This window comes from Corynebacterium sp. HMSC071B10 (genome assembly GCF_001814825.1).
Classification (GTDB): Bacteria; Actinomycetota; Actinomycetes; order Mycobacteriales; family Mycobacteriaceae; genus Corynebacterium.
This window is the reverse complement of the sequence record NZ_KV817989.1, coordinates 1-23794: the sequence shown is the minus strand read 5'-3', so window position 1 is coordinate 23794 and position 23794 is coordinate 1. Positions and strand designations below refer to the sequence as shown.

At 66.3% G+C, this 23794-nt stretch carries 24 protein-coding genes; 12 read left to right on the top strand and 12 right to left on the bottom strand.

Annotated elements, in window-relative coordinates:
- Positions 1 to 5: 5 nt before the first annotated feature.
- The 3 genes from HMPREF2990_RS02920 to HMPREF2990_RS02910 form a co-directional block, all read right to left on the bottom strand.
- Positions 6 to 809 carry a hypothetical protein gene (locus HMPREF2990_RS02920; protein WP_141757779.1) on the bottom strand — a complete coding sequence of 268 codons (804 nt, stop codon included), beginning with the start codon at positions 807 to 809 and terminating at the stop codon, positions 6 to 8.
- Positions 810 to 841: 32 nt separating this feature from the next.
- The gene (locus tag HMPREF2990_RS02915) at positions 842 to 1612 is read right to left on the bottom strand and encodes a hypothetical protein (protein ID WP_141757778.1); all 771 of its coding nucleotides are present in this window, start codon (positions 1610 to 1612) and stop codon (positions 842 to 844) included.
- Positions 1613 to 1689: 77 nt separating this feature from the next.
- Entirely contained in the window at positions 1690 to 3540 is a 1851-nt protein-coding gene (locus tag HMPREF2990_RS02910) for a purple acid phosphatase family protein (protein WP_168167114.1), read from the bottom strand.
- A gap of 145 nt (positions 3541 to 3685) precedes the next feature.
- Between HMPREF2990_RS02910 and HMPREF2990_RS02905 the strand changes: the two genes are divergently transcribed.
- Positions 3686 to 5374, top strand: coding sequence for an alkaline phosphatase D family protein (locus HMPREF2990_RS02905; protein ID WP_070762627.1), 1689 nt, complete (start codon positions 3686 to 3688; stop codon positions 5372 to 5374).
- Positions 5375 to 5380: 6 nt separating this feature from the next.
- On the opposite strand, the gene HMPREF2990_RS02900 is transcribed toward HMPREF2990_RS02905, so the two are convergent.
- Positions 5381 to 6094 (bottom strand): IclR family transcriptional regulator, encoded by a 714-nt coding sequence (locus tag HMPREF2990_RS02900; RefSeq protein ID WP_070762626.1) that lies wholly within the window; start codon positions 6092 to 6094, stop codon positions 5381 to 5383.
- 49 nt (positions 6095 to 6143) lie between these two features.
- Between HMPREF2990_RS02900 and leuC the strand changes: the two genes are divergently transcribed.
- Positions 6144 to 7565, top strand: coding sequence for a 3-isopropylmalate dehydratase large subunit (leuC, locus tag HMPREF2990_RS02895; RefSeq protein ID WP_070762625.1), 1422 nt, complete (start codon positions 6144 to 6146; stop codon positions 7563 to 7565).
- 15 nt (positions 7566 to 7580) lie between these two features.
- Positions 7581 to 8171: a 3-isopropylmalate dehydratase small subunit gene (gene leuD, locus HMPREF2990_RS02890; protein WP_070762624.1), complete on the top strand. Its 591-nt coding sequence runs from the start codon at positions 7581 to 7583 to the stop codon at positions 8169 to 8171.
- A 21-nt stretch (positions 8172 to 8192) separates the two neighbouring features.
- Here the strand turns inward: leuD and HMPREF2990_RS02885 are convergent, their stop codons facing one another.
- Genes HMPREF2990_RS02885 through HMPREF2990_RS02875 form a run of 3 tightly spaced genes read right to left on the bottom strand, consistent with a single transcriptional unit; the run spans position 8193 to position 10125 of the window.
- Positions 8193 to 8627 carry a YbjN domain-containing protein gene (locus HMPREF2990_RS02885; protein WP_070762623.1) on the bottom strand — a complete coding sequence of 145 codons (435 nt, stop codon included), beginning with the start codon at positions 8625 to 8627 and terminating at the stop codon, positions 8193 to 8195.
- Between the two features lie 3 nt (positions 8628 to 8630).
- On the bottom strand, positions 8631 to 9074 hold the full coding sequence (locus tag HMPREF2990_RS02880; protein WP_070762622.1) for a YbjN domain-containing protein: 444 nt from the start codon (positions 9072 to 9074) through the stop codon (positions 8631 to 8633).
- 31 nt (positions 9075 to 9105) lie between these two features.
- Positions 9106 to 10125, bottom strand: a complete 1020-nt coding sequence (locus HMPREF2990_RS02875) for an NUDIX hydrolase (protein WP_070762621.1) — start codon at positions 10123 to 10125, stop codon at positions 9106 to 9108.
- A 183-nt stretch (positions 10126 to 10308) separates the two neighbouring features.
- Here HMPREF2990_RS02875 and HMPREF2990_RS02870 point away from each other — a divergent pair, with 183 nt between their 5' ends.
- Entirely contained in the window at positions 10309 to 11304 is a 996-nt protein-coding gene (locus HMPREF2990_RS02870; protein WP_070762620.1) for an NAD(P)H-dependent glycerol-3-phosphate dehydrogenase, read from the top strand.
- A gap of 22 nt (positions 11305 to 11326) precedes the next feature.
- Entirely contained in the window at positions 11327 to 12376 is a 1050-nt protein-coding gene (locus tag HMPREF2990_RS02865; protein ID WP_070762619.1) for a D-alanine--D-alanine ligase family protein, read from the top strand.
- Here HMPREF2990_RS02865 and HMPREF2990_RS02860 read toward each other — a convergent pair.
- Positions 12373 to 13314, bottom strand: coding sequence for a DUF3515 domain-containing protein (locus HMPREF2990_RS02860; RefSeq protein ID WP_070762618.1), 942 nt, complete (start codon positions 13312 to 13314; stop codon positions 12373 to 12375). The genes HMPREF2990_RS02865 and HMPREF2990_RS02860 overlap by 4 nt on opposite strands.
- A 34-nt stretch (positions 13315 to 13348) precedes the next feature.
- Between HMPREF2990_RS02860 and HMPREF2990_RS02855 the strand changes: the two genes are divergently transcribed.
- The 7 genes from HMPREF2990_RS02855 to HMPREF2990_RS02825 are packed head-to-tail and all read left to right on the top strand — an operon-like array spanning position 13349 to position 20463.
- A complete protein-coding gene (locus tag HMPREF2990_RS02855) occupies positions 13349 to 14314 on the top strand; it encodes a thiamine-phosphate kinase (protein WP_038590198.1) in 966 nt (321 codons plus the stop codon).
- Positions 14311 to 14955 carry a uracil-DNA glycosylase gene (locus HMPREF2990_RS02850; protein ID WP_070762617.1) on the top strand — a complete coding sequence of 215 codons (645 nt, stop codon included), beginning with the start codon at positions 14311 to 14313 and terminating at the stop codon, positions 14953 to 14955. Before HMPREF2990_RS02855 ends, HMPREF2990_RS02850 begins: the two co-directional genes overlap by 4 nt.
- Before the next feature lie 11 nt (positions 14956 to 14966).
- Complete coding sequence (locus tag HMPREF2990_RS02845; protein ID WP_070762616.1) at positions 14967 to 16532, top strand: DAK2 domain-containing protein; 1566 nt, start codon at positions 14967 to 14969, stop codon at positions 16530 to 16532.
- A 5-nt stretch (positions 16533 to 16537) separates the two neighbouring features.
- Positions 16538 to 18640: an ATP-dependent DNA helicase RecG gene (locus HMPREF2990_RS02840; RefSeq protein WP_070762615.1), complete on the top strand. Its 2103-nt coding sequence runs from the start codon at positions 16538 to 16540 to the stop codon at positions 18638 to 18640.
- Between the two features lie 28 nt (positions 18641 to 18668).
- The gene (rsmD, locus tag HMPREF2990_RS02835) at positions 18669 to 19253 is read left to right on the top strand and encodes a 16S rRNA (guanine(966)-N(2))-methyltransferase RsmD (RefSeq protein ID WP_070762614.1); all 585 of its coding nucleotides are present in this window, start codon (positions 18669 to 18671) and stop codon (positions 19251 to 19253) included.
- Positions 19250 to 19726 (top strand): pantetheine-phosphate adenylyltransferase, encoded by a 477-nt coding sequence (gene coaD / locus HMPREF2990_RS02830; RefSeq protein WP_070762613.1) that lies wholly within the window; start codon positions 19250 to 19252, stop codon positions 19724 to 19726. Before rsmD ends, coaD begins: the two co-directional genes overlap by 4 nt.
- Entirely contained in the window at positions 19723 to 20463 is a 741-nt protein-coding gene (locus tag HMPREF2990_RS02825; protein WP_141757777.1) for a TSUP family transporter, read from the top strand. Before coaD ends, HMPREF2990_RS02825 begins: the two co-directional genes overlap by 4 nt.
- Here HMPREF2990_RS02825 and HMPREF2990_RS02820 read toward each other — a convergent pair.
- The 4 genes from HMPREF2990_RS02820 to HMPREF2990_RS02805 form a co-directional block, all read right to left on the bottom strand.
- Complete coding sequence (locus HMPREF2990_RS02820) at positions 20460 to 21233, bottom strand: amino acid ABC transporter ATP-binding protein (RefSeq protein WP_070762612.1); 774 nt, start codon at positions 21231 to 21233, stop codon at positions 20460 to 20462. The two genes, HMPREF2990_RS02825 and HMPREF2990_RS02820, sit on opposite strands and share 4 nt — an antisense overlap.
- A gap of 3 nt (positions 21234 to 21236) precedes the next feature.
- Positions 21237 to 22181, bottom strand: a complete 945-nt coding sequence (locus HMPREF2990_RS02815) for an amino acid ABC transporter permease (protein WP_070762611.1) — start codon at positions 22179 to 22181, stop codon at positions 21237 to 21239.
- 7 nt (positions 22182 to 22188) lie between these two features.
- A complete protein-coding gene (locus HMPREF2990_RS02810; RefSeq protein WP_070762610.1) occupies positions 22189 to 23103 on the bottom strand; it encodes an ABC transporter substrate-binding protein in 915 nt (304 codons plus the stop codon).
- Positions 23104 to 23188: 85 nt separating this feature from the next.
- Positions 23189 to 23686, bottom strand: a complete 498-nt coding sequence (locus HMPREF2990_RS02805) for a hypothetical protein (protein WP_070762609.1) — start codon at positions 23684 to 23686, stop codon at positions 23189 to 23191.
- Positions 23687 to 23794 lie beyond the last annotated feature (108 nt).

The following is a 23794-nucleotide window of genomic DNA, read 5'->3' as shown; positions in this document are numbered from 1 at the left end:
CGTGTCTACTTTCCGGGGGTCAGGCCCGCGCTATCAAACGGCAGGTTCCACCGCTTCGCCATCTGCGCGAACACGGCCCGTTCCTGCGCACCCGAAAGATCGACGGTGAGTGCGCCCTGGTCGATCGGCTTGCCGTAGGGGACCATATACAGTGCCCAGCCGTTGTTATGCTCGGGATCGACGCGCGCTGCCTCGGCGCTTTCCACCACGAGGAAGTCCTTTTCGCGGGGCCCTCTGGCGGGTACTTCAGTGTCGTAGCCGAAGGTAAATTTCTGCTCCGGCAGGGGCATCCATTCGCCGTTCGGGTTGAGTAGTAGGCACAACGCGGAATAGTTGTACACGTGCAGATCCTCGTCGCCCTTGCTGTACGCCCGCCCGTGTTTGATCAGGTCACCGATCAGGACTGGGTAGAGGCGCAACCAACCGTTATTCCATGCCTCCTGGACGCGGTTTCGGCGACGGATCTCCCGTATCCCGCGGTAGGCCATAAACCCGGCTGCTGCGTAGAACAGCAGGGCCATACACAAGAAGATGAAGGTGACGTGGAACAAACTGGGGTCGAACCCGGAAAGCGCCGCGTTGCCGATGAGCACGAGGCCTATAGGGAAGATAACGGTGATCAGGATCAGCTGCGTGCGCCGAATCAGCGTGGGTCGACCCTCGCGCTGAATGAGCTCGGCGATGCCGCTAGTATCTTGCGCTGGGTTTTCCTTCCCCACGGGGACGCCTTGGAGGGCGTCGCGGAGCCGGGTGTAGTCGGCGTCGTAAAAGGGGAGCCTGGCGGAGGTGAAGTCTTCCCGGTTGATCATGTGGCCCAGGGTACGTCGCTCAATGGCAGGTGTCAGCTCTTTTCCCACCAACGCTCGTCGGTATCCTGCCCCGGCAGTTGCCAGGTGCGCGCGATGTGGGAGAAGATGCGAGCCTCGTCGTCCGCGGCCAGGTTCACTGCGATCGCTCCTTGGTCGACGGGCTCGCCGTAGGGAGCCAAGTACAGGACCCAGCCGTTGTTGTGCTGCGGGTCGACGGCAGGAGTCGCTCCGGATTCGGCGATGCGCAACCCGCGCGCATCGTGGATGCGGTTGAGTTTGAGCAGTTGCTCCTTGACCGGGATCCACTCGCCTTTAGGGCTCAACACGAGCGCTGGCGCGGTGCATGTGGCGCGCTGGCCTTTGGCAATGTGTTTCGCTGAGGTGTCCGACTTTGGCGTGAGGTCTCCGATGAGCGCCGGAGCCACGCGTAGCCATCCGTTTGCCCACGCCTGCTGGATCCGCTGTCGACGCCTACGTTCCCGGAACACGTACGAGCCCCAGCTACACACCATCATGAGCAGCGTCACGATGATGAAGAAGGTGCTGTCCAACACCACCTTGGCAAAAATCAAAAAACCGGCCATGAAGAGAAAGGCGTATTTGGACTGCGGCTCGGGCTGGAACAGGCCCTTCTGGACGGGCAGAGCGATCCGTTCACGCTGGATCAGCTCGGCAACGCCAGTGGGGTCACGCTGCGGATTGGGCGTCGCCACAGGTGCGTCCTGGATGGCCAGGGTGAGGCGTGTGTAATCCGTGTCGTAGATAGGCAGCCTGGAGGCGGTGAGGTCGTCCCGGTTGATCATGCGGCCCAGGGTACGTGCACGACGCACACGGAGGCCGCCGGTTGTCACACTTTGTCAACCGGCGGCCGGAGGCTTGGTTAGATGTTGAAGTAGGCGCGGATCTGCTGCACCAGCTGCGGGTGCAGGTAGGTCAGCGCGCCCGCGATCACGGCAAGCAGTGCTGCGAGCACGCCCAGGACCGTGAAAATGATGCCTGCGGTGCTGCTGCCGGCCTGCTTGGTATCGACGGACGGTTCCTCCGTCTTCGTGGTCAGCTTCTCCGTGGTCTTGGTGATGGTGGTGGGCACCTCGACCGTTGAGGTGTTCGTCAGGGTCTTCTCCACCGTGGTGGGCACGGTCTTGGTCACCTCGACCTCCTTCGTGGTCGGGGAGGTCTGCGTGGAGGTCGAGGTCACCACCGTGTCCTCGACCGTGGTGACGGTTGAGGTGACGGTCTCCTCAGAAGCCACCGTGGTCGTGACGACCTCGGGCTCCGGCTTTGCGGTCTCGGTTGCAGTCGCAGTGGTCGTCACGGTTGCGGTGCCTGCTTCCGAAGGCTCCGTCGGCTTCGTAGGCTCCGTAGAAGTAGTTTCCTCCGGCTTCTCTTCCGGAGTCGTGGTCGGCTCCTCCTCCGGTACTTCCGCGTCCTTCTTCTGCAGCGTGACCTGGTCCACCACGTACGGAGTGTTGATGTTGTAGGTGGTCAGCTTCAGTGCTTCGGGGCTGACCTCGACGCTGGTGTAGTCCGGGTTGTAGTCCTGACGCCAGCGGGCGGTGGAGTCGTGCGCAAGGTCTGCTGCGTACTCCTCGCGGATGCGCGGGTGGGTGTTGCCGTCCTTGTCCTGGAAGTCGTAGTACTTGCCGCCGGTGGCGGTGGTGGAGGTGACGTAGAGGACCTGGTTCTCGTCCGGGATCAGCACGTCGCCGGACTTCGCGGCACCCTCGGGGATGACAGGCTCCGCGCCCTCCATGAGGTGGGTGCGGGTGTAGATGTGGTCGTGGCCGCTCAAGACCAGGTCCACGCCGGCTTCGGAAAGCTTCGGGGTGAGCTCTTCGCGCAGGCGCACCACGTCGTCGTCGGTGTAGTGGGTGCCCTGCGAGAACGGCGCGTGGTGGAAGCCAACGATGACCCAGTCCGCCTCTGCTCCGTGCTCGTCGATGGCGTTTTGGACGAACTCGGCGTGCTGTGCGATCTCATCGGACTTGGAGGCGTTGCTGTCCAGGCCGATGAAGAGCACGTTGTTGTAGGTGAAGAAGTAGTTGCCCGAGTCGTTTTCCTCGTTGGGCAGGTAGAACGCGTCGTTGAAGTGGCGCTTGGCGGTGTAGGTTTCGTGGTTGCCGCGCAGGACGCCAAGGCGGTAGCTGCGCAGCTTCTCCGGGGCGGTAAACGCCTTGGTCTGCGCGGTGGCGGAGCCCCAGCCTTCAATCTGGTCGCCCAAGTGCATGATGAAGGAGGCATCCGGGTGCTCGGAAGTCGCGGTGTTTACGGCCTTATCCCAAGCAGCGGCCTGCTCTTTCACCTTGGTGTCAACGCCGATCTGCGCATCGGCGAAGGCGAGGAAGTTCCAGCTATCGTCACCCGAGTCGGTGGTGAAGGTGTACTCGTCGGTCCAGCCGGCGCGGTCGCTGCCCACGCGGTAGGCGTACTCGGTATCCGGCTCAAGGCCGGTCATCAGTGCCTCGTGTGGGCCGCGCTCGGACTCCACCCGCTGCTTATCGTCGGGCGAAGAGGTCTTCCAGTACTCAAGGTACTGGGCACCTGTGCGGGAGGTCTGCCAGGCAACGTTCGCCTGCGTCTCGTCGGCACCAATGCCGAAAGTGAGGCGGTCGATCTTGTCAGTGGCGGCCTGCGCGGTAGGGACCGCAACCGTGGAGGTGGACAGGGCTGCGGTCAGCATGACAGCGACAGCGGGGCGCAGCAGGCGATTCGGACGGCGGGAAGTACGCATAAGGGTCATGGTTTGCTACCTAACCTGAACGTTTTTAACAGCCGGTTACAGGCAAAGTGCCCGAAAGCTGAATACAAGGTGAACTTTTGCCAACATCGGACTGTTCGCCTTGCAGGTGTCCGTGCGTTGTTTGAAAGTAAACGACATGAGCTCAGAAATCCGTGTGAATCGTCGTGTCGTCCTGCAAGCTGCCGCCGCCTCCGCGGCTGCCGTCGCGGTGGGTGCCGGGGGCGCCTACGCTGCCCGTACTTCCACCGTGACCACCCCGGAAACCCCTACGCAAGCCGAACAGTGGGACCTGCCGTTCCTCCACGGCGTTGCCTCCGGCGATCCGCTGCCGGACCGCGTGATCCTCTGGACGCGAGTGACACCCTCGCGTGACGCGCTGCCCGGCTCGGGTCTGGGTGAGGACGTCGAGCTTGAGTGGCAGCTCGATACCTCGGAGGACTTTACAAACCCGCAGACCGGCGCGGTTGTGGCCATCGCGTCGGCGGACCACACCGTGCACGTGGATCCGACTGGGCTTTCGCCGGACACGGAGTACTTCTACCGCTTCATCGTGAAAAACGGCCCGCACGCGGGTGCGACATCTCCGGTGGGGCGCACGCTGACCGCGCCTGCGGAGGACGCCGAGATTGACCAGCTCAACCTCGCGATCGCCTCGTGCGCGAACTGGGAGTCCGGCTTCTTCTGCGCCTACGGGGATATGGCGCAGCGGGCGCGTAACCGCGAGATCGACCACGTGGTGTTCCTGGGCGACTACATCTACGAGTACCCGACTGGCGAGTACGCGGGTAAGAGCGGCGTGGCGCGCATGCACCACCCGGAGTGGGAGATCACCACGCTGGAGGACTACCGCCAGCGTTACGGCCGCTACCGCACGGATCTGCACCTGCAGGCCGCCCACGCCGCGTGCCCGTGGATTGTGGTGTGGGACGACCACGAGATCGCGAATAATAATTGGCGAGATGGTGCGGAGAATCATACTGATGGTCGCGTTGAGGGGGAGTGGGTGCAGCGTCGAGAAGCGGCGATGCAGGCGTACTTTGAGTGGCTGCCGGTGCGCGCCGAGTCGCTGTCCGGAGAGCGCCGGCTCTACCGCCGCTTCAACTTCGGCACGCTCGCGCAGCTGACGGTGATGGACCTGCGCACCTACCGCGACGAGGAGACCACCGGTTCCAAGTTCAACGACCCGGACCGCACGATGCTGGGCTCCGAGCAATTCAACTGGCTGGCCGAGCAGCTGAAAACCTCCACAGCCCGCTGGGATGTGCTGGGCAACTCGGTGATGATCTCCCCGATGCGCTTTGCCACGATCGCGGGCAACGACAAGGCGAACGAGGCGATCGGCTACATCCGGGAGCGCTCCACCGGCATCGCGGTCAACTCTGACCAGTGGGACGGATACGCCGTCGAGCGTGACCGCCTGCTCACCATGCTCGACGAGCAGAATTCGAACGCCCTGTTCCTCACCGGCGACATCCACTCCGAGTGGGCCAACTCGATCTCGGCGACCTACGGCGAGATCGGCTGCGAGATGGTCACGACCTCGATCTCCGCGCCGAATGTGGACGAGATCCTCACCAGCGCTTTTGGCACCTACCACCAGGAGGACAACTCGACCTCGCTGCTGGTGGAGAAGGTCATCCGTGACAACAACCCGTGGGTCAACCACATCGACTTCGACGCGCACGGCTACGGCATTGCCAGCATCCACCACGACTTCGTGGACATGCTCTACTACCGCGTCTCCGATGTGGAGGACCCGGAGGCCACCGTCGCCCTCGGCGAGCAGCGCCAGTGGCGCATCGGCGAGGGCTTCGTTGATGCTTAGCGACGCCTACAGCGCCGCCTCCAAACGATTCCGCGCAGCCAGCAGCGCCTCGCCCCATTTCCCTGCGGGGCTGGGGGAGAGCCTTTCTGCCGGGCCGGAGACGGAAAGCACGGCGATGACGCTGCCGTCGCGGTCGCGCACCGCAGTGGAGACGGAGGCGAGCCCGATCTCGCGCTCGGCGACCGACTCTGCCAGGCCGGTTTCGCGGACTTTGCGGAGTTCGGAGGCGGGGAATGGTGTGGCGTCGATAAGCGAGAAGGCGGCGTAGACGCGCGCGGCGGAACCCGCGGCGAGCGAGAGCTGCGAGCCCACGGGCACGGTGTAAGTCAGGCCGGCGGCCGGCTCCTCGGCGGCGATGCACGTGCGGGTTTCGCCGGTGAGCTCGTAAAGTTGGACGGCCTCGCCGGTGGTGGCGACGAGGTCGCGCATGATGGGGGAGGCTGCGCTGAGCAGCAGCGGGGACGTGCCCGAGGTGAAGCTGGCGAGCGCGGGGCCGATCGTCCACGCGCCCGATTCGGTGCGCGAGAGGATGTGGTGGACCTCGAGTGCTGTGGCGATGCGGTGGGTGGTTGCGCGCGGCAGGCCGGTCTCCTCGCTGAGCTGTGCGAGTGGCTTTTCTCCGCGGGCGACGGCGCGCACGATCGCAACCGAGCGGTCAAGCACTTTGATGCCGGAGTCTTCGCTATACTGTCTCACGTAATGGATAATACCATCTCGCATTCTGGGAAGAGTTCACGCTTCCCGGTCGCGGGCACCAAGGAGGAACAGTATGGCACGCACGCCGCAAACCCTGGCAGAAAAGGTCTGGAACGACCATATCGTCAAAGCCGGTGAGAACGGGGAACCCGACCTGATCTACATCGACTTCCAGCTCCTCCACGAGGTGACCTCCCCGCAGGCTTTCGACGGCCTGCGCATGGCCGGGCGGAAAATGCGCCACCCGGAACTGCACCTGGCTACCGAGGACCACAACGTGCCCACCGAAGGGATCGTCAGCGGTAACCTGCTCGAGATCACCGAGCCGACCTCGCGCACCCAGGTCGAAACCCTGCGCAAGAACTGCGAGGAGTTTGGTGTAACTCTCCACCCGATGGGCGACGTCAAGCAGGGCATCGTGCATACCGTCGGCCCGCAGCTGGGCATTACCCAGCCCGGCATGACCATCGTGTGCGGTGATTCGCACACCTCTACCCACGGTGCGTTCGGCTCGATCGCTATGGGTATTGGCACCTCCGAGGTCGAGCACGTCATGGCTACCCAGACGCTGTCGCTCAAACCCTTCAAGACGATGGCGGTGGAGGTCACGGGCGAGCTCGCGGAAGGCGTGAGCGCCAAGGACCTCATTTTGGCCATCATCGCGAAGATTGGCACCGGCGGCGGCCAGGGCCACATCATTGAGTACCGCGGCGAGGCCATTGAGAAGCTGTCCATGGAAGCGCGCATGACGATTTGCAACATGTCGATCGAGGCAGGCGCCCGCGCCGGCATGGTCGCACCGGACGAGAAGACCTTCGAGTACGTCAAGGGCCGCGAATACGCCCCGACCGGCGCCGACTGGGATGCTGCCGTCGAGTACTGGAAGACGCTGCCCACCGACGAGGGCGCCGAGTTCGACACCGTCGTGGAAATCGACGGCTCGAGCCTCACCCCCTTCGTCACCTGGGGCACCAACCCCGGGCAGGGCCTCCCGCTGTCGAGCAACGTGCCCGACCCGGAGGACTTCACCGACGAGAGCTCCAAGCAGGCCGCCGAGAAGGCGCTCGCATACATGGATCTCACCCCGGGAACGCCGCTGCGCGACATCGCCATCGACACGGTCTTCCTCGGCTCGTGCACCAACGCGCGCATCGAGGACCTTCGCGCCGCCGCCTCGGTCGTGGAGGGTCGCCGCATTGCCGAGAACACCCGCATGCTGGTCGTGCCTTCCTCCACGCTGGTCAAGCAGCAGGCGGAGGAAGAGGGCCTGGACCGCATCTTCACCGAGTTTGGTGCCGAGTGGCGCACCGCCGGCTGCTCCATGTGCCTGGGCATGAATCCGGATCAGCTTGCGCCAGGTGAGCGTTCGGCGTCGACAAGCAACCGCAACTTCGAGGGCCGCCAGGGCCCGGGCGGGCGCACCCACCTCGTCTCGCCACTGGTTGCCGCCGCTACCGCGGTCACCGGCCACCTCGCTAGCCCCGCCGACCTGTAAAAGGAGAAACACACCATGGAAAAGTTCACCACCCACACCGGCGTCGGCGTGCCGCTGACCCGCTCGAACGTTGACACCGACCAGATCATTCCGGCCCGCTACCTCAAGCGCGTCTCGCGCACCGGCTTCGAAGACGGCCTGTTTTCCAACTGGCGCGAAAACCAGCCAGATTTTGTGCTCAACCAAGAGGACTACGCCGACGGCTCCGTGCTTTTCGCTGGGCCGGACTTCGGCACCGGCTCCTCCCGCGAGCACGCCGTCTGGGCGCTGATGGACTACGGCTTCAAGGCCGTGTTCAGCCCGCGTTTCGCCGACATCTTCCGCGGCAACTCCGGCAAGGCCGGCCTGCTCGCGGGCATCATGAGCGAGTCCGACATCGAGCTGATCTGGAAGCAGCTGGAACAGCAGCCCGGCCTCGAGGCGACCGTCTCGCTCGCGGACCGCACCGTCACTGTCGGTGAGAACACCTACACCTTCGAGATCGACGACTACACCCGCTGGCGCCTGATGGAGGGCCTCGACGACATCGGGCTCACGCTTCGCGACGAGGCCGCGATCGCCGAGTTCGAGGCCACCCGCCCCGCGTTTAAGCCCGCGGTGCGATAACGCACTCGTGTGCTGCGCTGGCTACTCCGGGAGCTGGCGCAGCACCTCGGGTGCAAACTCGGAGAGAAACGCCTTCGCGGTGTTGACCACGCCGAGGATGCCGCGGTCGAGGAAATCACGGAACTGCTCGTCGGTGTGCTGCCACTGGCACGGCAGCGCATAGGAGATGCCGAGCGCGGCGAGGTCGCGCTCCGGCTCCTCAATAGCGATCGCGGTGGGGAAGGAGCGGGCGTTATTGAACTGCTCGCAAAACTCGAGCACGTCCCCAAAGCGCTCGGCCTTGACCTCGGCCACGCCGATGGTGGTAAACAGCACGATGGTGTTCGAGTTGTAGGAGATATCCATCGCGATCCCGGCAAAGACCGTCTTGATCGTGTCAGGATCCTCTGCGTCCGTGTACGTCCACTCCTGTGCCTTGAAGTAGTCGCGCACGCGGTCCAGATTGGTCTGCTTCATGGTTTAGGCCTCCCCGTCTGTAGCAGCGGCGCGCAGCTGCGGCAGCTGCTCGTTGAGCGAATCCGTGGCGTAGCGCAGCATGGCGAACGTAAAATCCAGGATCTTGTGCAGCTGGTCGTCGTCGACGCCGCCGACTGGGAAAAACGGGGCGTCGATAAACGCGAGCATGGCACCGTCCTCCCAGTCCACCCGGTGCGCGCGCAGGCGCGGCAGCGAACGGTTGAGGTGGTTGACTGCCCGGCGCAGCGCCTCCTTGTCCTCGTCGCTGTGCGCCTTGCCCAGCCAGCGCGACACGATATTGAACATGTCGCCTTCCAGGCGGAAGAAGCAGACAGCGCTGGGGAACGCGGTCACCGTCAACCCGTCGGTTTCGCTGCGGTAGTGCTTGAGGCCCATCGCATTCAGCGTCGCCTCAACGCGCTCCTGTGTCACGGGAGCCAAAGCCATAAACGTCTCGTTTCCTTTCTTTTTGCGCGGCCTATTGCACGGGCAGCGGCGAGGGCAGGTAGTCCGCGCCCGTGAGCTGGCCTTCCTGGAAGGTCAGCGACCACACGGAGCCCTTCTTCGACTTGATCTCCGTATCGATCGGCAGCGTACCGCTCGCCGCCAACCACGCTATCAGCCCTGGGATGGCCTCGCCCTGGCTGCAAATCACGCTGGTGCCGCCGGCGTCGATCACCTCCTGGAAAGCGCGCTTTGCACCCACCATGTCCTCCAGCCACGCCTTATCGCCGAAGCGGGGCTCGACGGTAATCTCCAAGCCCAGCTCGTCCGCGAGCGGCTCGACCGTGGAGTGGCAGCGGTCCGGGCGCGCGGAGAAGATCCGCTGCGGCGCGAAGGGTGCGAGCAGCGGCACGAGCATCTCCGCCTGTCGGCGGCCCTTCTTGTCCAGTGGGCGCAGGTTGTCGTCGCCCGACCACTTCTGGCGCTCGTGCGCGCGGGCGTGGCGGACGAGGAGGATGCGGGCGTCGGCAGGCCGTGAGAAGCGCTTCTCCGCTTTCTCCAGTACCTCGCGGTCGAGCGCGTAGCTCATCAGCTCCTTCGCTTCCGGGATCGGCAGCCAGCGGATCTCGTCGACCTCATCGTTCGGGGTGAACTCGCCGCCGGTCACCTCGCCGGTCCAGTAGTAGACCACCTTGGTGGTGTTCTTCACCGGGTAGACCGTCTTGCCTAAAAGCTTGCCCAGGCGGATGTGGTAGCCGGTCTCCTCGCGGATCTCGCGTACCGCGGTGGCGATCAGCGATTCGCCCGGGTCTAGCTTGCCCTTGGCCAGCGACCAGTCGTCGTAGTGCGGGCGGTGGATGCAGGCCACCTCGATCGAGGAGGCGTCGTTTCGGTCACCGCGCCACAGCACCGCGCCGGCGGCAAGTGTGGTGCGCGTGAACTCGTCCTGCGGGCGCTTCGGTATCTCCTGGTGACGGCCCGTCAAGAACATCTCCCCGGCGATGTCCTTGTGCTGCTCGTGCAGTTTCCCCTTCAACGATTTCTTCTCAGCCATACCCGCTATCTTTGCTTACCTTGCCGGGCTGCGCCACGCGCGGCACGCCCCCGCGCGGTGTTGATTGTCCCGACACGGGCGGTTTGCGCGCGAAGCGACGGAGTCGGGACGGTGAAACGGGCCCGCGGGTGATAGGTTGAAACAACGTTCGGAGGCAAACGGATCAGGAAGGCATGCACACCGATGGTCAATGTGGCAGTACTCGGCGCGGGCTCTTGGGGAACCACACTTGCGAAGGTCTTTGCCGACGCCGGCAACGCCGTCGACCTGTGGGCGCGCCGCCCGGAACTCGCGCGCACGATCGCCGAGACGCGGGAGAACCCCGACTACCTGCCCGGCATTACGCTGCCGAAGGCAGTGCGGCCCACCTCTGACGCCACGGAGGCACTCGACGCCGACATCGTGGTGTTCGCCGTGCCGAGCCAGACGATGCGTGAGAACCTCACCAAGTGGGCACCTCACCTGCGCACTGACTCCACGCTGTTGTCCATCTCCAAGGGCATTGAGACCGATACCCACCTGCGTATGACGCAAATCATCGCCGAGGTGACCGGGGCCGAGGAGGACCGCATCGCCGTGCTGTCGGGCCCGAACCTGGCCAAGGAGGTCGCGCTCGAGCAGCCCGCCGCCACCGTGATCGCGTGCAGTGATCTCAACCGTGCGAAGCTCGTGCAGGCCGCCTGCGCGACGAACTACCTGCGCCCCTACACCAATGAGGACGTTATCGGCTGCGAGATCGGCGGTGCAACCAAGAACGTTATCGCGCTCGCCTGCGGCATGGCCTCCGGGCAAGGGCTGGGGGAGAACACGCTGGCCTCGCTGATCACGCGCGGGCTCGCGGAGATCACCCGTCTGGGCACCGAGCTGGGCGCCGATGCGCGCACCTTCTCCGGGCTCGCCGGGCTGGGGGACCTGGTGGCCACCTGTTCCTCGCCGCTGTCGCGTAACCGGACCTTCGGCTCCGCGCTGGGCCAGGGCGCGACGATCGAGGAGGCAAAGGCTGCGACGAAGGGGCAGGTTGCGGAGGGCGTGGTGTCGTCGAGAAGCATTTTCCAGCTCGCGCAGGAGCGCGGCGTCGACATGCCGCTGACCCAGGCTGTATATGCGGTGTGCCACCAGGGTGTGAAGGTGCCGGAGACGATTGCGGCGCTGATGGGGCGGAGCAAGAAGTCCGAGTAGGCCCCTGGTGTAGTCTCGTCATGTGATTCGTATAGCCGTTATTTACGGTGGGCAGTCCACCGAGCACTCGATTTCCTGCATCTCGGCCGGCGCGGTCATGGCGCACCTTGCGCCCGAGCGCTACGAGATCTACCCGGTTGGCATCACGCGCGACGGGGCCTGGGTCGAAGGTAGCCGCGACCCCGTGGCGGGCGCGACCCTGCCGGAGGTGGCAGGCGAGCGCGAGGTGGCGCTGTCGCTGAACCCGGATCGGCGCGGGCAGTTTACCGACGTCGCGACGGGCGAGGTCCGCGCCACTGTCGACGTCGTCTTCCCCGTCCTGCACGGCAAGTTCGGCGAGGATGGCACCATCCAGGGCCTGCTTGAGATGGCCGGGCTGCCGTACGTGGGCCCGGGCGTGTTGGCCTCGGCCTGCGGGATGGATAAGGAGTACACCAAGACGCTGGTGCGTGCCGCTGGCGTCGCGGTTGCGGGCGAGGCGGTCCTGGGCAGGGGAGAGTCGTTGGATGAAGCGCAGCGGGATCAGCTCGGGCTGCCCGTGTTCGTGAAGCCCGCATCGGGTGGCTCCTCGATCGGTGTCTCCAAGGTGGAGAGCTGGGAAGCACTCGATTCCGCGCTCGCGCTGGCCTTCGAGTCGGACGCGAAGGTGCTCGTAGAGTCCGAGCTGGTTGGCGACGAGGTCGAGGTCGGCGTGATCGAGCACCCAGACGGCCGGATCGAGGCGAGCGTGCCCGCCCGCCTCAACGGCACCGAGGATTCCGCCGAGGGCTTCTACGGGTTCGAGACCAAGTACTTAGAAGACGGGGTGACCGCGACGATCCCCGCGCCCTACGAGGACGCGGTGATCGCGCAGCTCAAGGAGCTCGCGCTGCGGTGCTTCAAGGCGCTGAACTGCAAGTCGCTGGCGCGCATCGACTTCTTCGTCACCACAGAAGGCCCGGTACTCAACGAGATCAACACGATGCCCGGGTTCACCCCGATCTCCATGTACCCGCAGGTGTGGCAAGCCAGTGGGCTTGACTACCCGGCGATGCTCGACCTGCTCGTCACCACCGCACTCGAGCGCGCCTAGCGCTCCGGCAGCGTCTCCGCGATCAGCGTGGACAGGTTGGTCACGGCCTCGTTGCCCTCGGACTGCGGCAGGGAAGCGGCCACGTCAGTCACGCGCCCGAGCGCGTACCAGGTCGAGGAGGTCGTGCCGTTGGCAAGCGTGGTGTCCTCGAACCAGGGGATGTCGTTGACCTGAGACAGCTGCGCGCCGGCAGCGTAGTTCTCCGGCTCAGCCACCCCGCAGCGCACCACGACCGGCTCCTTGCCCTCGGCGATCCAGGCGAGACTATCCTCGCCCTCCGGTTGCACGCGGCGGTAGCCTTCGGCGATTTCCTCCGGCGCGGCGTCGACAAGCGCGGCGCAGGCCTCCGCGTCGCCTGCGGCGGGCTTGAGCTGCGACAGCGGCGTGGGCGCCGGAGGCTGCTCGTCGGCCGACAGCATGGAGACATCCAGGTCGTCGAGGGGGTTGTCAGCCCGGCCGAGGGCCGCGTCGTCGGCGGTGACGGCCACAGCCGGTGAGCGGTCGACACTGAACCAGGTGGACAGGGTCGAGCCCGGGGTCGCGTCGTCGACACGCAGCCACCGCGCGCCCGCTGCGTCGAAGACCAGCGGTGCGGAGTACGCGGTGTACTGCGCCGGCATGTGGATCCCGCAGCGCAGCGTGATGCGCTCTGTAGAGGAGGACTGCCAGGCCGCCGCGCCCTGCGGCGCCGGTTCGGCGAGCTCGGCGCGGCGGTGGCCGCCTAGTTTGTCCGGCAGGGCGTCGACAAGCGCGGCGCACTCGGGCGAATCCGCGGCGGGCGAGTCAAGCTCCGACATCGCCACTGGCTGCTGCGCCGCCTTCGTGACGAAGTAGCGCGCGCCGCCAAGCACCACCACGACGAACACCAGCGCGAGCCCAAGGCTGAGCAACACAATGCTTCGGTTAATCTGTGAGTCGTTCGCCGCGGAATCAGTCATGGCGTCACAGTCTATCGAAAGGTGCGTACCCCTCGTGATCACTACCGGGTTTCCCACCGTCGGGCCCTCGCTTGCCCAAGTCGGCGAGCAGGCCGTCATCGACGCCATCGTCGCCGCCTCGCCCTCGCCCATCAACGGCGACGACGCCGCGGTACTCACCCCCTCGACCCCGAACTCGCGCGTGGTGGCTGCCACCGACATGCTCGTCGAGGGCCGCCACTTCCGGGCAGATGTGACCACCCCGGAAAGCGTCGGGCGCAAGGCCGTGATCCAGAACTTTGCCGACATCGAGGCCATGGGCGCGCGCCCGATCGCCGCGCTGCTGGCCATCGGCGCGCCGCCGACAACCCCGCTTTCCGTTGTCGAGGGGCTCGCGCGCGGCGTGGGCGCTGCGACCGCGGCGTACTCCACCGAGCTCGTCGGCGGGGATGTGACGCAGTCGCACCAGCTGGTTATCTCCGTGGCCGCCATCGGTTCGCTCGGCGGCAACCGCGAGCCGCTGACCATGGCCGCCGCCCGCCCCGGCCAGCGCGTCGTCGCCCACGGCACCATTGGGTATTCCGCCGCGGGCTTCGCGCTTCTCGACGCCGGTGTGGACATCCCCGAAGCCCTCGAACTCCTCGCCCGGGCCCACCAGGTACCGCAGCTGACCCCGGGCCGCGGTGTCGTGGCGCGTGCGGCCGGCGCGACCGCGATGACGGACAACTCCGACGGGCTCATCCACGATCTTTCTCGGCTGGCGAAGCGCTCCGGGGTGGGCATCGACCTCGCCGCGCTCGCGATCGCGCCCGACGACCTGCTGCGCCAGGCCGGCGAGCTGTTGGGAGTGGACCCGTGGCAGTGGGTGCTCGCCGGGGGAGAGGACCACACGCTGCTGGGCACCTGCGACGGCTCGGCCCCGGTGGGCTTCCGGTCCATCGGCACCGTGACCCGCGCCCCGGGCGTGCGCATCGACGGAGAAGCACCGACCTACACCTACGGATGGGAGAGTTTCGGATGAACCTGCCGGTACACGAAAGCTGGCGCGAGTCTTTGCGCGGCGTGGAGGACCAGATCCACGCCATGGGTGATTTTTTGCGCGCAGAGCAGGCCTACCTGCCGCGCGGTAACGACATCCTGCGCGCCTTCGCCGACCCCTTCGACGAGGTCCGCGTCCTCATCCTCGGCCAGGACCCGTACCCCACGCCCGGCCACCCCATGGGACTGGCGTTTTCCACCCAGCCCGGGGTGAAACCGCCGCGCAGCTTGGTCAACATTTTTAAGGAGCTCAACGACGACCTCGGCATCCCCCCGCGCGCCGACGGAGACCTCTCCTCCTGGTCGCGCCAGGGCATCCTCCTGCTCAACCGCGTGCTGACCGTGCGGCCGGGCAAACCCGCCTCGCACCGCGGCAAGGGCTGGGAGCAGGTCACCGAGGCCGCGATCACCGCGCTTGCCCAGCGCGGCACACCGCTCGTCGCGATCCTGTGGGGCCGCGACGCCCAGAGCGCCGCCCGCTTCCTCGGCGACACGCCGCGAATCGAATCGCCGCATCCCTCGCCGCTGTCCGCCAGCCGCGGATTCTTCGGCTCGCGCCCGTTTTCCCGCGCGAACCAGGCCTTGGTTGACCAAGGTGGGCAGCCGGTGGACTGGGGCCTGTAAGATATCCGCTCATGGTGACTCCTCCCGGCTTCGACGGTGCCCGCCTGCGCTCCTGGGCGCAGCGCGCAGCAACCGAACTTGATCGTCGCCGAGTGGAGATCAACGAGCTCAACGTCTTCCCCGTCCCCGACGCGGACACCGGCTCGAACATGGCGCACACCATGGCCGCTGCCGTTGCCGCCACCGAGGCGCTGGACTCGCAGGCGAGCGCTTCGCAGGTCGCTGAAGCGCTCGCCCAGGGCGCGGTGCGCGGGGCGCGCGGCAATTCCGGTGTGGTGCTCTCCCAGGTCATCCGCGGGATTGCGCAGTCGATGGCGGAGGAGACCGCGGGCGGGGTAGTCGTCGCCGACGCGCTGGCCGCCGCGGTGCGCTTCGCCGACCGCGCTATCGCGGAGCCGGTGGAGGGCACCGTGATTACGGTGCTGCGCGCTGCCGCTGTTGCCGCCGCTGAGGCGGTGGCCGATGAGCCAGGTGGCGCGCCGTCGATAAACGCGGTGGCGCATGTGGCCACCGAGGCCGCGCGCACCGCGCTCGCGAACACCCCCTCCCAGCTCGAGGTGCTGCGCGAGGCTGGGGTCGTCGATGCCGGTGGCACCGGGTTGGTCATTTTGCTCGAGGCGCTTGTCGACGAAACCGCGCACACCCACACCCCAACCCCGGTTCCCCCGGGCACCGAGGCAGAACCTGCGCACACCCAGCACGGCGAGCCGGGGAACTTGGAGGTCATGTTCTACTTCCGCGGCGACCTGGGTGCGCTCGAGGCCACGCTGGGCGAACTCGGCGACAGCCTGGTCACCGCGCGCGCGAACGAGACCGAGGGCACCGTGCACATCCACTCCACGCGCGCCGGAGCCGTGATCGAAGCCGTTTACGCCTTAGGCGAGGTCAGCGACCTGCGCCTGGAGGTATTGCCCGCCGAGCCGGTCACACACGAGCCCGGGCGCACGATCATCGCCGTGACCCCGCCCGGCTCGCTGACCGAGCTGTACACGCAGGCGGGCGCGATCACCGTCGCACCGGGTGAGGACGTGGTCGCCGAGGTACTCGCCGCGGTCCGCCGCTCCGGCGCGCAGGAGATCATCCTGCTGCCCAACGGGCTGCTGGACAGCCGCAACTTGGTCGCCGTGGAGAAGGCGGCGCGCGCCTTCGAGCAGTCCATCACCCTGCTGCCGACGGTGCGCCTGGTCTCCGGCATCGCGGCGCTTACCGTCCACGACGCGGCACAGCCGCTGGCCACCGCTGCGTTCACGATGTCGGAGGCCGCAGGCGAGATGCGCACGGCCGTGGCGTACCGCGCGGAGAAGGCCGGCCTGATCCAGGGCGGGGCCGTGGGCAAGGGCGACATCGTCGTCACCGCGCACGGCGAGACTGTGCTCATCGCCGACACCGCCGCGGAGGCACTGACCGGGGCCTGTGCGCGGCTGCTCGAGCACGGGGGCGAGCAGGTCACCGTACTCTACGACCCGCTGGCCGTCGACCCCGCGACGCTTGACTGCCTCGAGGAGAAACTCGGCGTGGAAGTGGTGGTCTACCCGGCCGATGGCCTCGGTGCGGTCGCGGAGATCGGGGTAGAGTAGCGGCCATGCTTGGGTTTGAAGATACGCGCCCGCTCAACCTGGTTATTCCGCTCAAACAGGCGCGTGCGCTGTCCAAGCACCTCGGCATCGAGACTTGCGGCCAGCTGCTGCAGCACTACCCGCGCCGCTACCTGCAGTACGGCAAGGGCACCGACCTCCGCCAGATGGAGGAGGGCACCACCGCCACCATCATCGGCTGGGTGGAAAGCGCCAACCTGATCTCAAACCCAAAGAATCCGCGCCGCCCGATCTACCGCATCGAGGTCCACGACGGCTACCAGCGCGTCGCCGCCACCTTCTTCGGCTCCACGTACGCGCAACGCGTGCTCAAACCCGACCGCCGCGTGATGCTCAACGGCAAGCTCAACTTCTTCCGCAACACCCCGCAGCTGCAGCACCCGGACTTCGTGCTTCTCGACGGCCCCACCCAAGCCACCGGCTCCCTCAAACAACTCATGCACTTCGGCGAACTCGAAGAGATCCTCGCCGGGCGTGAATGGCTCCCGCTCTATCCTGCGAAGAAGGGCGTGAGCACCTGGACCATCATGGGCGCAGTCCATAAGGTGCTGCGCGACCTGCCACCGATCGAAGAGCCGCTCGGCTTTACCCCCATCGGCATGCTGCCGCTGAATTCGGCGGTGCGCCAGATCCACGAGCCCGGCCCGGACGGCCCCACCCGCGCCCTGCATCGCCTGAAGTACGACGAGGCACTCTCCGTCGCGCTCGCGATGGGCGTGCGACGCGCGGACGTCGCCCACCGACGTGCGCCCGCCCTGCCGCGCGTGCCGGGACGCGACCAGGAAGCGCTGCTCGAGCGCCTGCCTTTCGCCCTGACCGCTGGCCAGTCGCAGGTCTTCAACGAGATCTCCGCCGACATGTCCGCCGTCAAGCCCATGAGCCGCCTGCTCCAGGGCGAGGTTGGCTCCGGCAAAACCGTCATCGCGGCCCTGGCCATGCTGCAGGCCGTGGACAACGGGGCGCAGGCCGCGCTGCTCGCGCCGACGGAGGTGCTCGCGCTCCAGCACGCGCGCTCGCTGACCGAACTCATGATGCGCGCCGGTCTGCCCACCCGCGTCGTGGCACTGACCGGATCCATGCCGGCCGCGCAGAAGCAGGAGGCCCTGCTGCACATCGTCTCCGGCGAGGCCGACATCGTGGTGGGCACCCACGCCCTGATCCAGGACTCGGTGGAGTTCTTCCGGCTGGGTGCGGTGGTCGTCGATGAGCAGCACCGCTTCGGCGTGGAGCAGCGCGACCAGCTGCGCGCAAAAGCGGGGGAGACCACTCCGCACCTGTTGGTCATGACGGCGACCCCGATCCCGCGCACCATCGCGATCACCGTTTTCGGCGACTTGAGCGTCTCCACGCTCAAGGAGCTGCCCGGCGGGCGCAAGCCGATCCGTTCTTCGGTGGTTCCGCAGTTCAAACCCGCCTGGGTGGCGCGCGCCTGGGAGAAGATGCGCGAGGAAATCGCGCAGGGCCGCCAGGCCTACGTCGTGTGCCCGCGCATCGAAGGCGAGGGCGGCGTGGACGAGGTCGCCGCCCACCTGGCCGCCGAGGAGTTCCCGGACAGCGAGGTCGCCATCCTCCACGGCCGCATGAAGGGCGAGGAGAAGGACGCAGTGATGGCCGACTTCGCCGCGGGCGCGATCGACGTGCTGGTTTCCACCACGGTCATCGAAGTCGGCGTCGACGTGCCGAACGCCACCGTGATGATGGTCCGCGAATCCGAGCACTTCGGCATCTCCCAGCTGCACCAGCTGCGCGGACGCGTCGGCCGCGGCGGCTTTGAGTCCTGGTGCCTCTTCCACACGCTCGCGGAGCAGGGCTCGCCCGCCTTTACTCGCGTGCAGCAGGTCGCCGCGACCACGGACGGCTTTGCGCTCGCCGAGCTCGACCTGCTCAACCGCCGCGAGGGCGACGTGCTGGGCACCGACCAGTCCGGCCTGCACCGCACCCTGCGCTTGATCAACTTGATCGACGACCTGGAGCTCGTCGAGCGCGCCTACCGCGACGCTGGCAGCATCGTCGCCGACAACATCGAGTTCGCCCGCCACGCCACCACCAATTTCGTGGCCGAGGACTTCGAGTACCTGGATAAGAGCTAGCCCGGCCGCGCACGTTAGAGTGTGTGGCATGAACCGCATCATTTCCGGCGAAGCCCGCGGCCGCAAGATCAAGGTCCCACCCGAGGGCACCCGCCCCACCTCCGACCGCGCCCGCGAGGGGCTGTTCTCCTCCCTCCAGGTCCGCTTCGGCTTTGCGGGGGCGAACGTACTCGACCTCTTCGCCGGCTCCGGCGCGCTCGGGCTTGAGGCGGCCTCGCGCGGCGCGCAGCAGGTGGTGCTCGTGGAGAACGACCCGCGCGCGGTCGCCGTCATCGAGGACAACGCGAAGGTCGTCGGCCACCCGGACGTGCACATCGAGCCGGTGAAAGCCTCCACCTATGTCGCCCGCGCGCCCCGGAACCACTTCCACATGGTGCTCGCCGACCCGCCCTACGAGCTCGCGGATGAGGCCGTTGCCGAGATGGTGGCCGCGCTTGAGCCATTGCTTATCGACGGCGCCGTAGTCGTCGTCGAGCGCCACCGCGAAAGCCCCGAGACCGCCTGGCCCGCCGCCTTTACCCCAACCGGCCAGAAGCTGAAGAAGCGCACCTACGGGATCGCGCGCATGGACATGGCCGTGTATTCCGCTCCGACAGAAAGTGAAAACGCATGACGATCGCAGTCTGCCCCGGCTCCTTCGACCCGATCACCAACGGCCACCTCGATATCGTGCGCCGGGCCTCCCACAGCTTCGACGAGGTCGTCGTGCTGGTTACCGGAAACCCGGCGAAGACCTCGGGGCTGTTTAGCATCGACGAGCGCATGGCGCTTATCCGCGAGGTCACCGCGGACATCCCCGGCGTGCGCGTCGATTCTTGGGCGGGCCTTCTGGTGGACTACACCAACGAGCACCACGTCACCGCCCTGGTCAAGGGGCTGCGCTCATCCCTTGACTACGACTACGAGCTGCCCATGGCGCAGATGAACCGGCGCCTGTCCGGCATCGACACCTACTTCCTCATGACCGACGAGAAGTACGGCTACGTCTCCTCCTCGCTGTGCAAGGAGGTGGCGAAGTACGGCGGCGACGTCACCGGGCTGGTGCCTCCGAACGTGCACGCGGCGATGGAGGCGAAGTTTCGTTGATCTGGCTCGCGATCGGCGTCGCGCTCGCGGTGGCCGCCGGTGCCATCTCGCAGCGCGTCTCCGGCATGGGACTCGGACTGATCTCCGCGCCCGCGCTCTCGATCATGCTCGGGCCCGTCGTGGGCATCATTCTGATCAACGTGTTGGCCACCTTTAACGCGGTGGTCAACACGTGGTCGATGCGCGCCGACATCGACTGGAAGAAGTGGGCCCCGATCGCCGGCGGCCTTGCCTTCGGGGCGGTGCCGGGGGCCTTCGTCATCCGCGCGGTCTCGCCCTCGGTGCTGCTGGTCGTGGTGGGCGTGATGCTCATCCTGGCGCTCAGCGTCGTTACCCTGGGCAAGCGCTACGTGCCCCAGGTCGAGGGCGTTCTTCCCGCGGCACTCTCCGGAGCCGTCGGCGGGTTCATGAACACGCTCGCCGGGGTGGCAGGGCCCGCCATCACCGTCTACTCGCAGGCCGCGCGCTGGCCGCAGCACACCTACGCCGCGACCCTGCAGCCGATCTTCCTCTGTTCCGGGGCGATCTCCTTTCTGATCAAGGAGGTCACCGGTGCGGCGAACCTCGCCTCGATCCCGCTCGCGTTCTGGGTGGCGGCAGCCATCGGGCTCATCGTCGGCCAGGTCGTGGGCACGAAGCTCGCCCCGCACGTCCCCGCGGCGAAGGCGCACAAGGTCGCCCTCGGGCTCGCTTTCTTCGGCGGATTTACCGCGCTGGTGCGCGGGCTTGTCGCTTAGAAGAGGGTAGACAGGAACGCCTTCGTGCGCTCCTCCTTGGGGTTGTCCAGCACCTCGGCGGGGGTGCCGTACTCGATGATCTGCCCGTTGGCCATAAACGCCACGTGATCGGCCACTTCGTGCGCAAACGCCATCTCGTGGGTAACCACCATCATGGTCATGCCGCCGGCCGCCAGGTCCTTCATCACGCGTAGCACCTCGCCGACGAGTTCGGGGTCGAGGGCGGAGGTGGGCTCGTCGAAAAGCATGAGCTTCGGGTCCATCGCCACCGCGCGCGCGATGGCGACGCGCTGCTGCTGGCCACCCGAGAGCTGGATCGGGAAGGCCTCCGCTTTCGAAGCCAGGCCGACCATCTCGAGCAGTTCCATCGCGCGGGCCTTCGCCTTCGTGGGGTTCTCGCCCTTGACGTGGATCGGTGCCTCGATGATGTTCTCCAGCACCGTGCGGTGGCCGAAGAGGTTGAAGTTCTGGAAGACCATGCCGATGTCGCGGCGCTGCTTCGCGGCGTCCTTCTCGCTCATCTCGTAGAGCACGCCGCCGCGCTCGCGGTACCCGATCAGGTCCCCGTCGACGTAGAGGCGGCCCGCGTTGACCTTCTCCAGGTGGTTCACGCAGCGCAAAAACGTGGACTTGCCGGACCCAGAGGGCCCGATCAGGCAGGTCACGTTACCCGGCATGACCTCGAGGTTAATACCCTTGAGCACATCGAGCTGCCCGAAAGACTTCCACACATCCACCGCTTGAATCATCGGCGTAGTTTGTACCGTCATGGCTTAGCGACCTTTCTTCTCAGGAGCGTTGATGACTTCCACATTCGACGGGATCGTGCCTTCCGCGTCCGCGAGGCTTGCTAGCTGACGAGCCGTGAGCTGACGCGTCGCGCCGCGCTCGAAGTGGCGCTCCAGGTAGTGCTGGCCCACCATGAGCAGGGAAGTGATGACCAGGTACCAGGTCGCCGCGACCAGCAGCATCGGCACCGGCTCGAACAGCGCCGCCGCGATATCCATCGAGCGGCCGTAGAGCTCGAGCGAGTAGGGGACCGCGACCACGAGCGAGGAGGTCTTCAGCAGCGAGATGAACTCGTTGCCCGTCGGCGGAATGATGATGCGCATCGCCTGCGGCAGCACCGTGCGCGACATGGTCTGGCGCCAGCTCATGCCGAGCGCCTTCGACGCCTCGACCTGGCCCTCCGGCACCGAGAACACGCCCGAGCGGACGATCTCGGCCATGTATGCCGCCTCGTTCAGGCCCAGGCCAACGACCGCGAGTGCGAACGCCGAGGAGGTAAAGGGCTCCAGTGAGATCTGCGCGAACCCGAGGTTAATCGAGTCGTAGATCGCGCCGATCAGGCCCCAGAACATGAGCTGCACGTAGATCGGGGTGCCACGGAAGATCCACAAAAACACCCACGACACCGCGTTGAACACAGGGTTCGGGCTCATGCGCATCACCGCGAGCAGCACGCCGCCGACCACGCCGATGAGCATGCCCAACAACGTAATCGCCAGCGTATGCAGGGCCGCCACCGCGATGCGAGTATCGAAGAGGTACTGGAAGTAGGTGTCCCACCCGTAAGCCTCGTTGCGTGCCGCGCCGATGATGAACCACGCGACGAGCAGCAGCAGGATCACGGCGAGGACCCAGCGGCCCGGGTGGCGCAGCGGCTTCGCCTCGATGCGTTCCGGCTGGGTGCGCCGGTTGTCTACCTTGTTACTCATTGTGTCTCTACCCCAGCTTTTCAATTGGTTGTTCGTTGAGCAGCGCTTCGTCTAAAAGCCCCGTATCGACGTTCCACTGCGCGAGGATGCGCTCGTAGTCGCCCGTGTCAATCAAGTGCTGCATGGCCTGCGCCATGGCGGGCCCGAGCGGCGAGTCCTTCGGTACGGCGAAGCCGTAGGGCGCGGCGTCGAACATGTCGCCGACGAGCTCGAGCTCGCCGTCGGAGCGCTCCACCGCCCACGCGGTCACCGGTGAGTCGGCGCTGTACGCATCTGCCCGGCCGACAAGCGCGGCGAGGGCGGCGCTGTCAGCGGTGTCGAAGGACAAGATCGTAATCGGCTCTTCGCCCGCATCTTCACAGGCCTGCGCCTTGGGGCGCACGTCATCGGTCTCGGAGACCGTGGTGCGCTGCACGGAGACGGTCAGCCCGCAGGGGTTCGATGGATCCACGCCAGCTCCGGGCTGTTGCGCCCACTGGATACCGGCGTAGAGGAAGTTGACGAAATCGAAGGACTCGCGGCGTTCCGGGTTGTCGGTAAACCCGGACATACCGGCATCCAGGCTGCCTGCCTGTACCGCGGGCAGGATCATGGCGAAGTCCATGTCCTGCGGGTCGTACTCGAGGCCCATCACGCCAGCGACGGCGCGGCCGAGGTCCATTTCCAGGCCGATCAGCGCGCCGGTGGAGTCTTTGAACTCGAAGGGGGCGAAGGGCGGGTTCGCGCCGATGGAGAGCTTGCCGTCGGCGGCGACGTCCTCCGGGACGAGCGCCGCGATTTCCGGTACCGCGTCGGGGACGATCGGTTCCCAGCCGTCGGGGTTGCCGCCTTCGGTGTTGGTCACGCAGCCGCTGAGCAGAGTCGCTGCGGCGAGGCAGGTGGCGAACACGCCTGCGCTGCGCGTGGGAGATGTAGCGTGCATGGGACTTCCAAAACGTTGAAATATACTAACCACTGTATATTAATCGTTTTCCCGCCTGGTGGGAAGTCGCCACACACCGGCGGTTTTACTGCTGCGCCATCTGGATGCCGCGCATAATCAACTCAATGGTCTGGCCGATGACGAGCATACCGATCAGCGTGGGGATCAGCGCGGAAGCCGCCTGGCTCGAGCCGGCGGAGCTCTGCGCGAAATCGCCGGTGAAGAAACCAGAAGACATCATGGCGGAGCCCTGTGCTTCCTGTTTCCACAGCTCCACCGGGTTCGCGGTGTCCGGCACGGAGGAATTCTTCGCCCAAGCCTGGACGAACTCCTTGCCGTCGCCTTCCTCCATATCCTCAGTCCATTCGAGGAACATGTCGGAGCTGGACACCTTCTTCACCGGGTTCTTCTCCGGATCGAGGTGCATGGGGTCGTTCTCGGCGTCGTAATCCAGCGACCCAAGGGCGCCCTTCGGGCTCTCGCTTTCCGACGCCCCCTCATCCGCGCCCGCAAAAGGCGCAGATGGGACAACGGACAGTACAAGGGTCGCGGCAACGATGCCGGCAAGAGTGGTCTGACGCATGCGGACATCCTAACCGGAAGGCTGGACCAATGTCTCACCGATAGGAGCCCAACCATGATTAGACGTTCGTTTTGGGTTGTTGGTTCCGTTTCGGGCCAATAATGGGTG

Coding starts and splice junctions, on each gene's coding strand:
- HMPREF2990_RS02910 (WP_168167114.1), bottom strand. CDS start 3,540: ATGCGTACTTCCCGCCGTCCGAATCGCCTGCTGCGCCCCGCTGTCGCT.
- HMPREF2990_RS02850 (WP_070762617.1), top strand. CDS start 14,311: ATGAACCTGCCGGTACACGAAAGCTGGCGCGAGTCTTTGCGCGGCGTG.
- HMPREF2990_RS02920 (WP_141757779.1), bottom strand. CDS start 809: ATGATCAACCGGGAAGACTTCACCTCCGCCAGGCTCCCCTTTTACGAC.
- HMPREF2990_RS02840 (WP_070762615.1), top strand. CDS start 16,538: ATGCTTGGGTTTGAAGATACGCGCCCGCTCAACCTGGTTATTCCGCTC.
- HMPREF2990_RS02885 (WP_070762623.1), bottom strand. CDS start 8,627: ATGAAGCAGACCAATCTGGACCGCGTGCGCGACTACTTCAAGGCACAG.
- HMPREF2990_RS02810 (WP_070762610.1), bottom strand. CDS start 23,103: ATGCACGCTACATCTCCCACGCGCAGCGCAGGCGTGTTCGCCACCTGC.
- HMPREF2990_RS02880 (WP_070762622.1), bottom strand. CDS start 9,074: ATGGCTTTGGCTCCCGTGACACAGGAGCGCGTTGAGGCGACGCTGAAT.
- HMPREF2990_RS02905 (WP_070762627.1), top strand. CDS start 3,686: ATGAGCTCAGAAATCCGTGTGAATCGTCGTGTCGTCCTGCAAGCTGCC.
- HMPREF2990_RS02870 (WP_070762620.1), top strand. CDS start 10,309: ATGGTCAATGTGGCAGTACTCGGCGCGGGCTCTTGGGGAACCACACTT.
- HMPREF2990_RS02845 (WP_070762616.1), top strand. CDS start 14,967: ATGGTGACTCCTCCCGGCTTCGACGGTGCCCGCCTGCGCTCCTGGGCG.
- HMPREF2990_RS02875 (WP_070762621.1), bottom strand. CDS start 10,125: ATGGCTGAGAAGAAATCGTTGAAGGGGAAACTGCACGAGCAGCACAAG.
- HMPREF2990_RS02915 (WP_141757778.1), bottom strand. CDS start 1,612: ATGATCAACCGGGACGACCTCACCGCCTCCAGGCTGCCTATCTACGAC.
- leuC (WP_070762625.1), top strand. CDS start 6,144: ATGGCACGCACGCCGCAAACCCTGGCAGAAAAGGTCTGGAACGACCAT.
- HMPREF2990_RS02820 (WP_070762612.1), bottom strand. CDS start 21,233: ATGACGGTACAAACTACGCCGATGATTCAAGCGGTGGATGTGTGGAAG.
- rsmD (WP_070762614.1), top strand. CDS start 18,669: ATGAACCGCATCATTTCCGGCGAAGCCCGCGGCCGCAAGATCAAGGTC.
- HMPREF2990_RS02860 (WP_070762618.1), bottom strand. CDS start 13,314: ATGACTGATTCCGCGGCGAACGACTCACAGATTAACCGAAGCATTGTG.
- HMPREF2990_RS02815 (WP_070762611.1), bottom strand. CDS start 22,181: ATGAGTAACAAGGTAGACAACCGGCGCACCCAGCCGGAACGCATCGAG.
- HMPREF2990_RS02805 (WP_070762609.1), bottom strand. CDS start 23,686: ATGCGTCAGACCACTCTTGCCGGCATCGTTGCCGCGACCCTTGTACTG.
- leuD (WP_070762624.1), top strand. CDS start 7,581: ATGGAAAAGTTCACCACCCACACCGGCGTCGGCGTGCCGCTGACCCGC.
- coaD (WP_070762613.1), top strand. CDS start 19,250: ATGACGATCGCAGTCTGCCCCGGCTCCTTCGACCCGATCACCAACGGC.
- HMPREF2990_RS02900 (WP_070762626.1), bottom strand. CDS start 6,094: ATGCGAGATGGTATTATCCATTACGTGAGACAGTATAGCGAAGACTCC.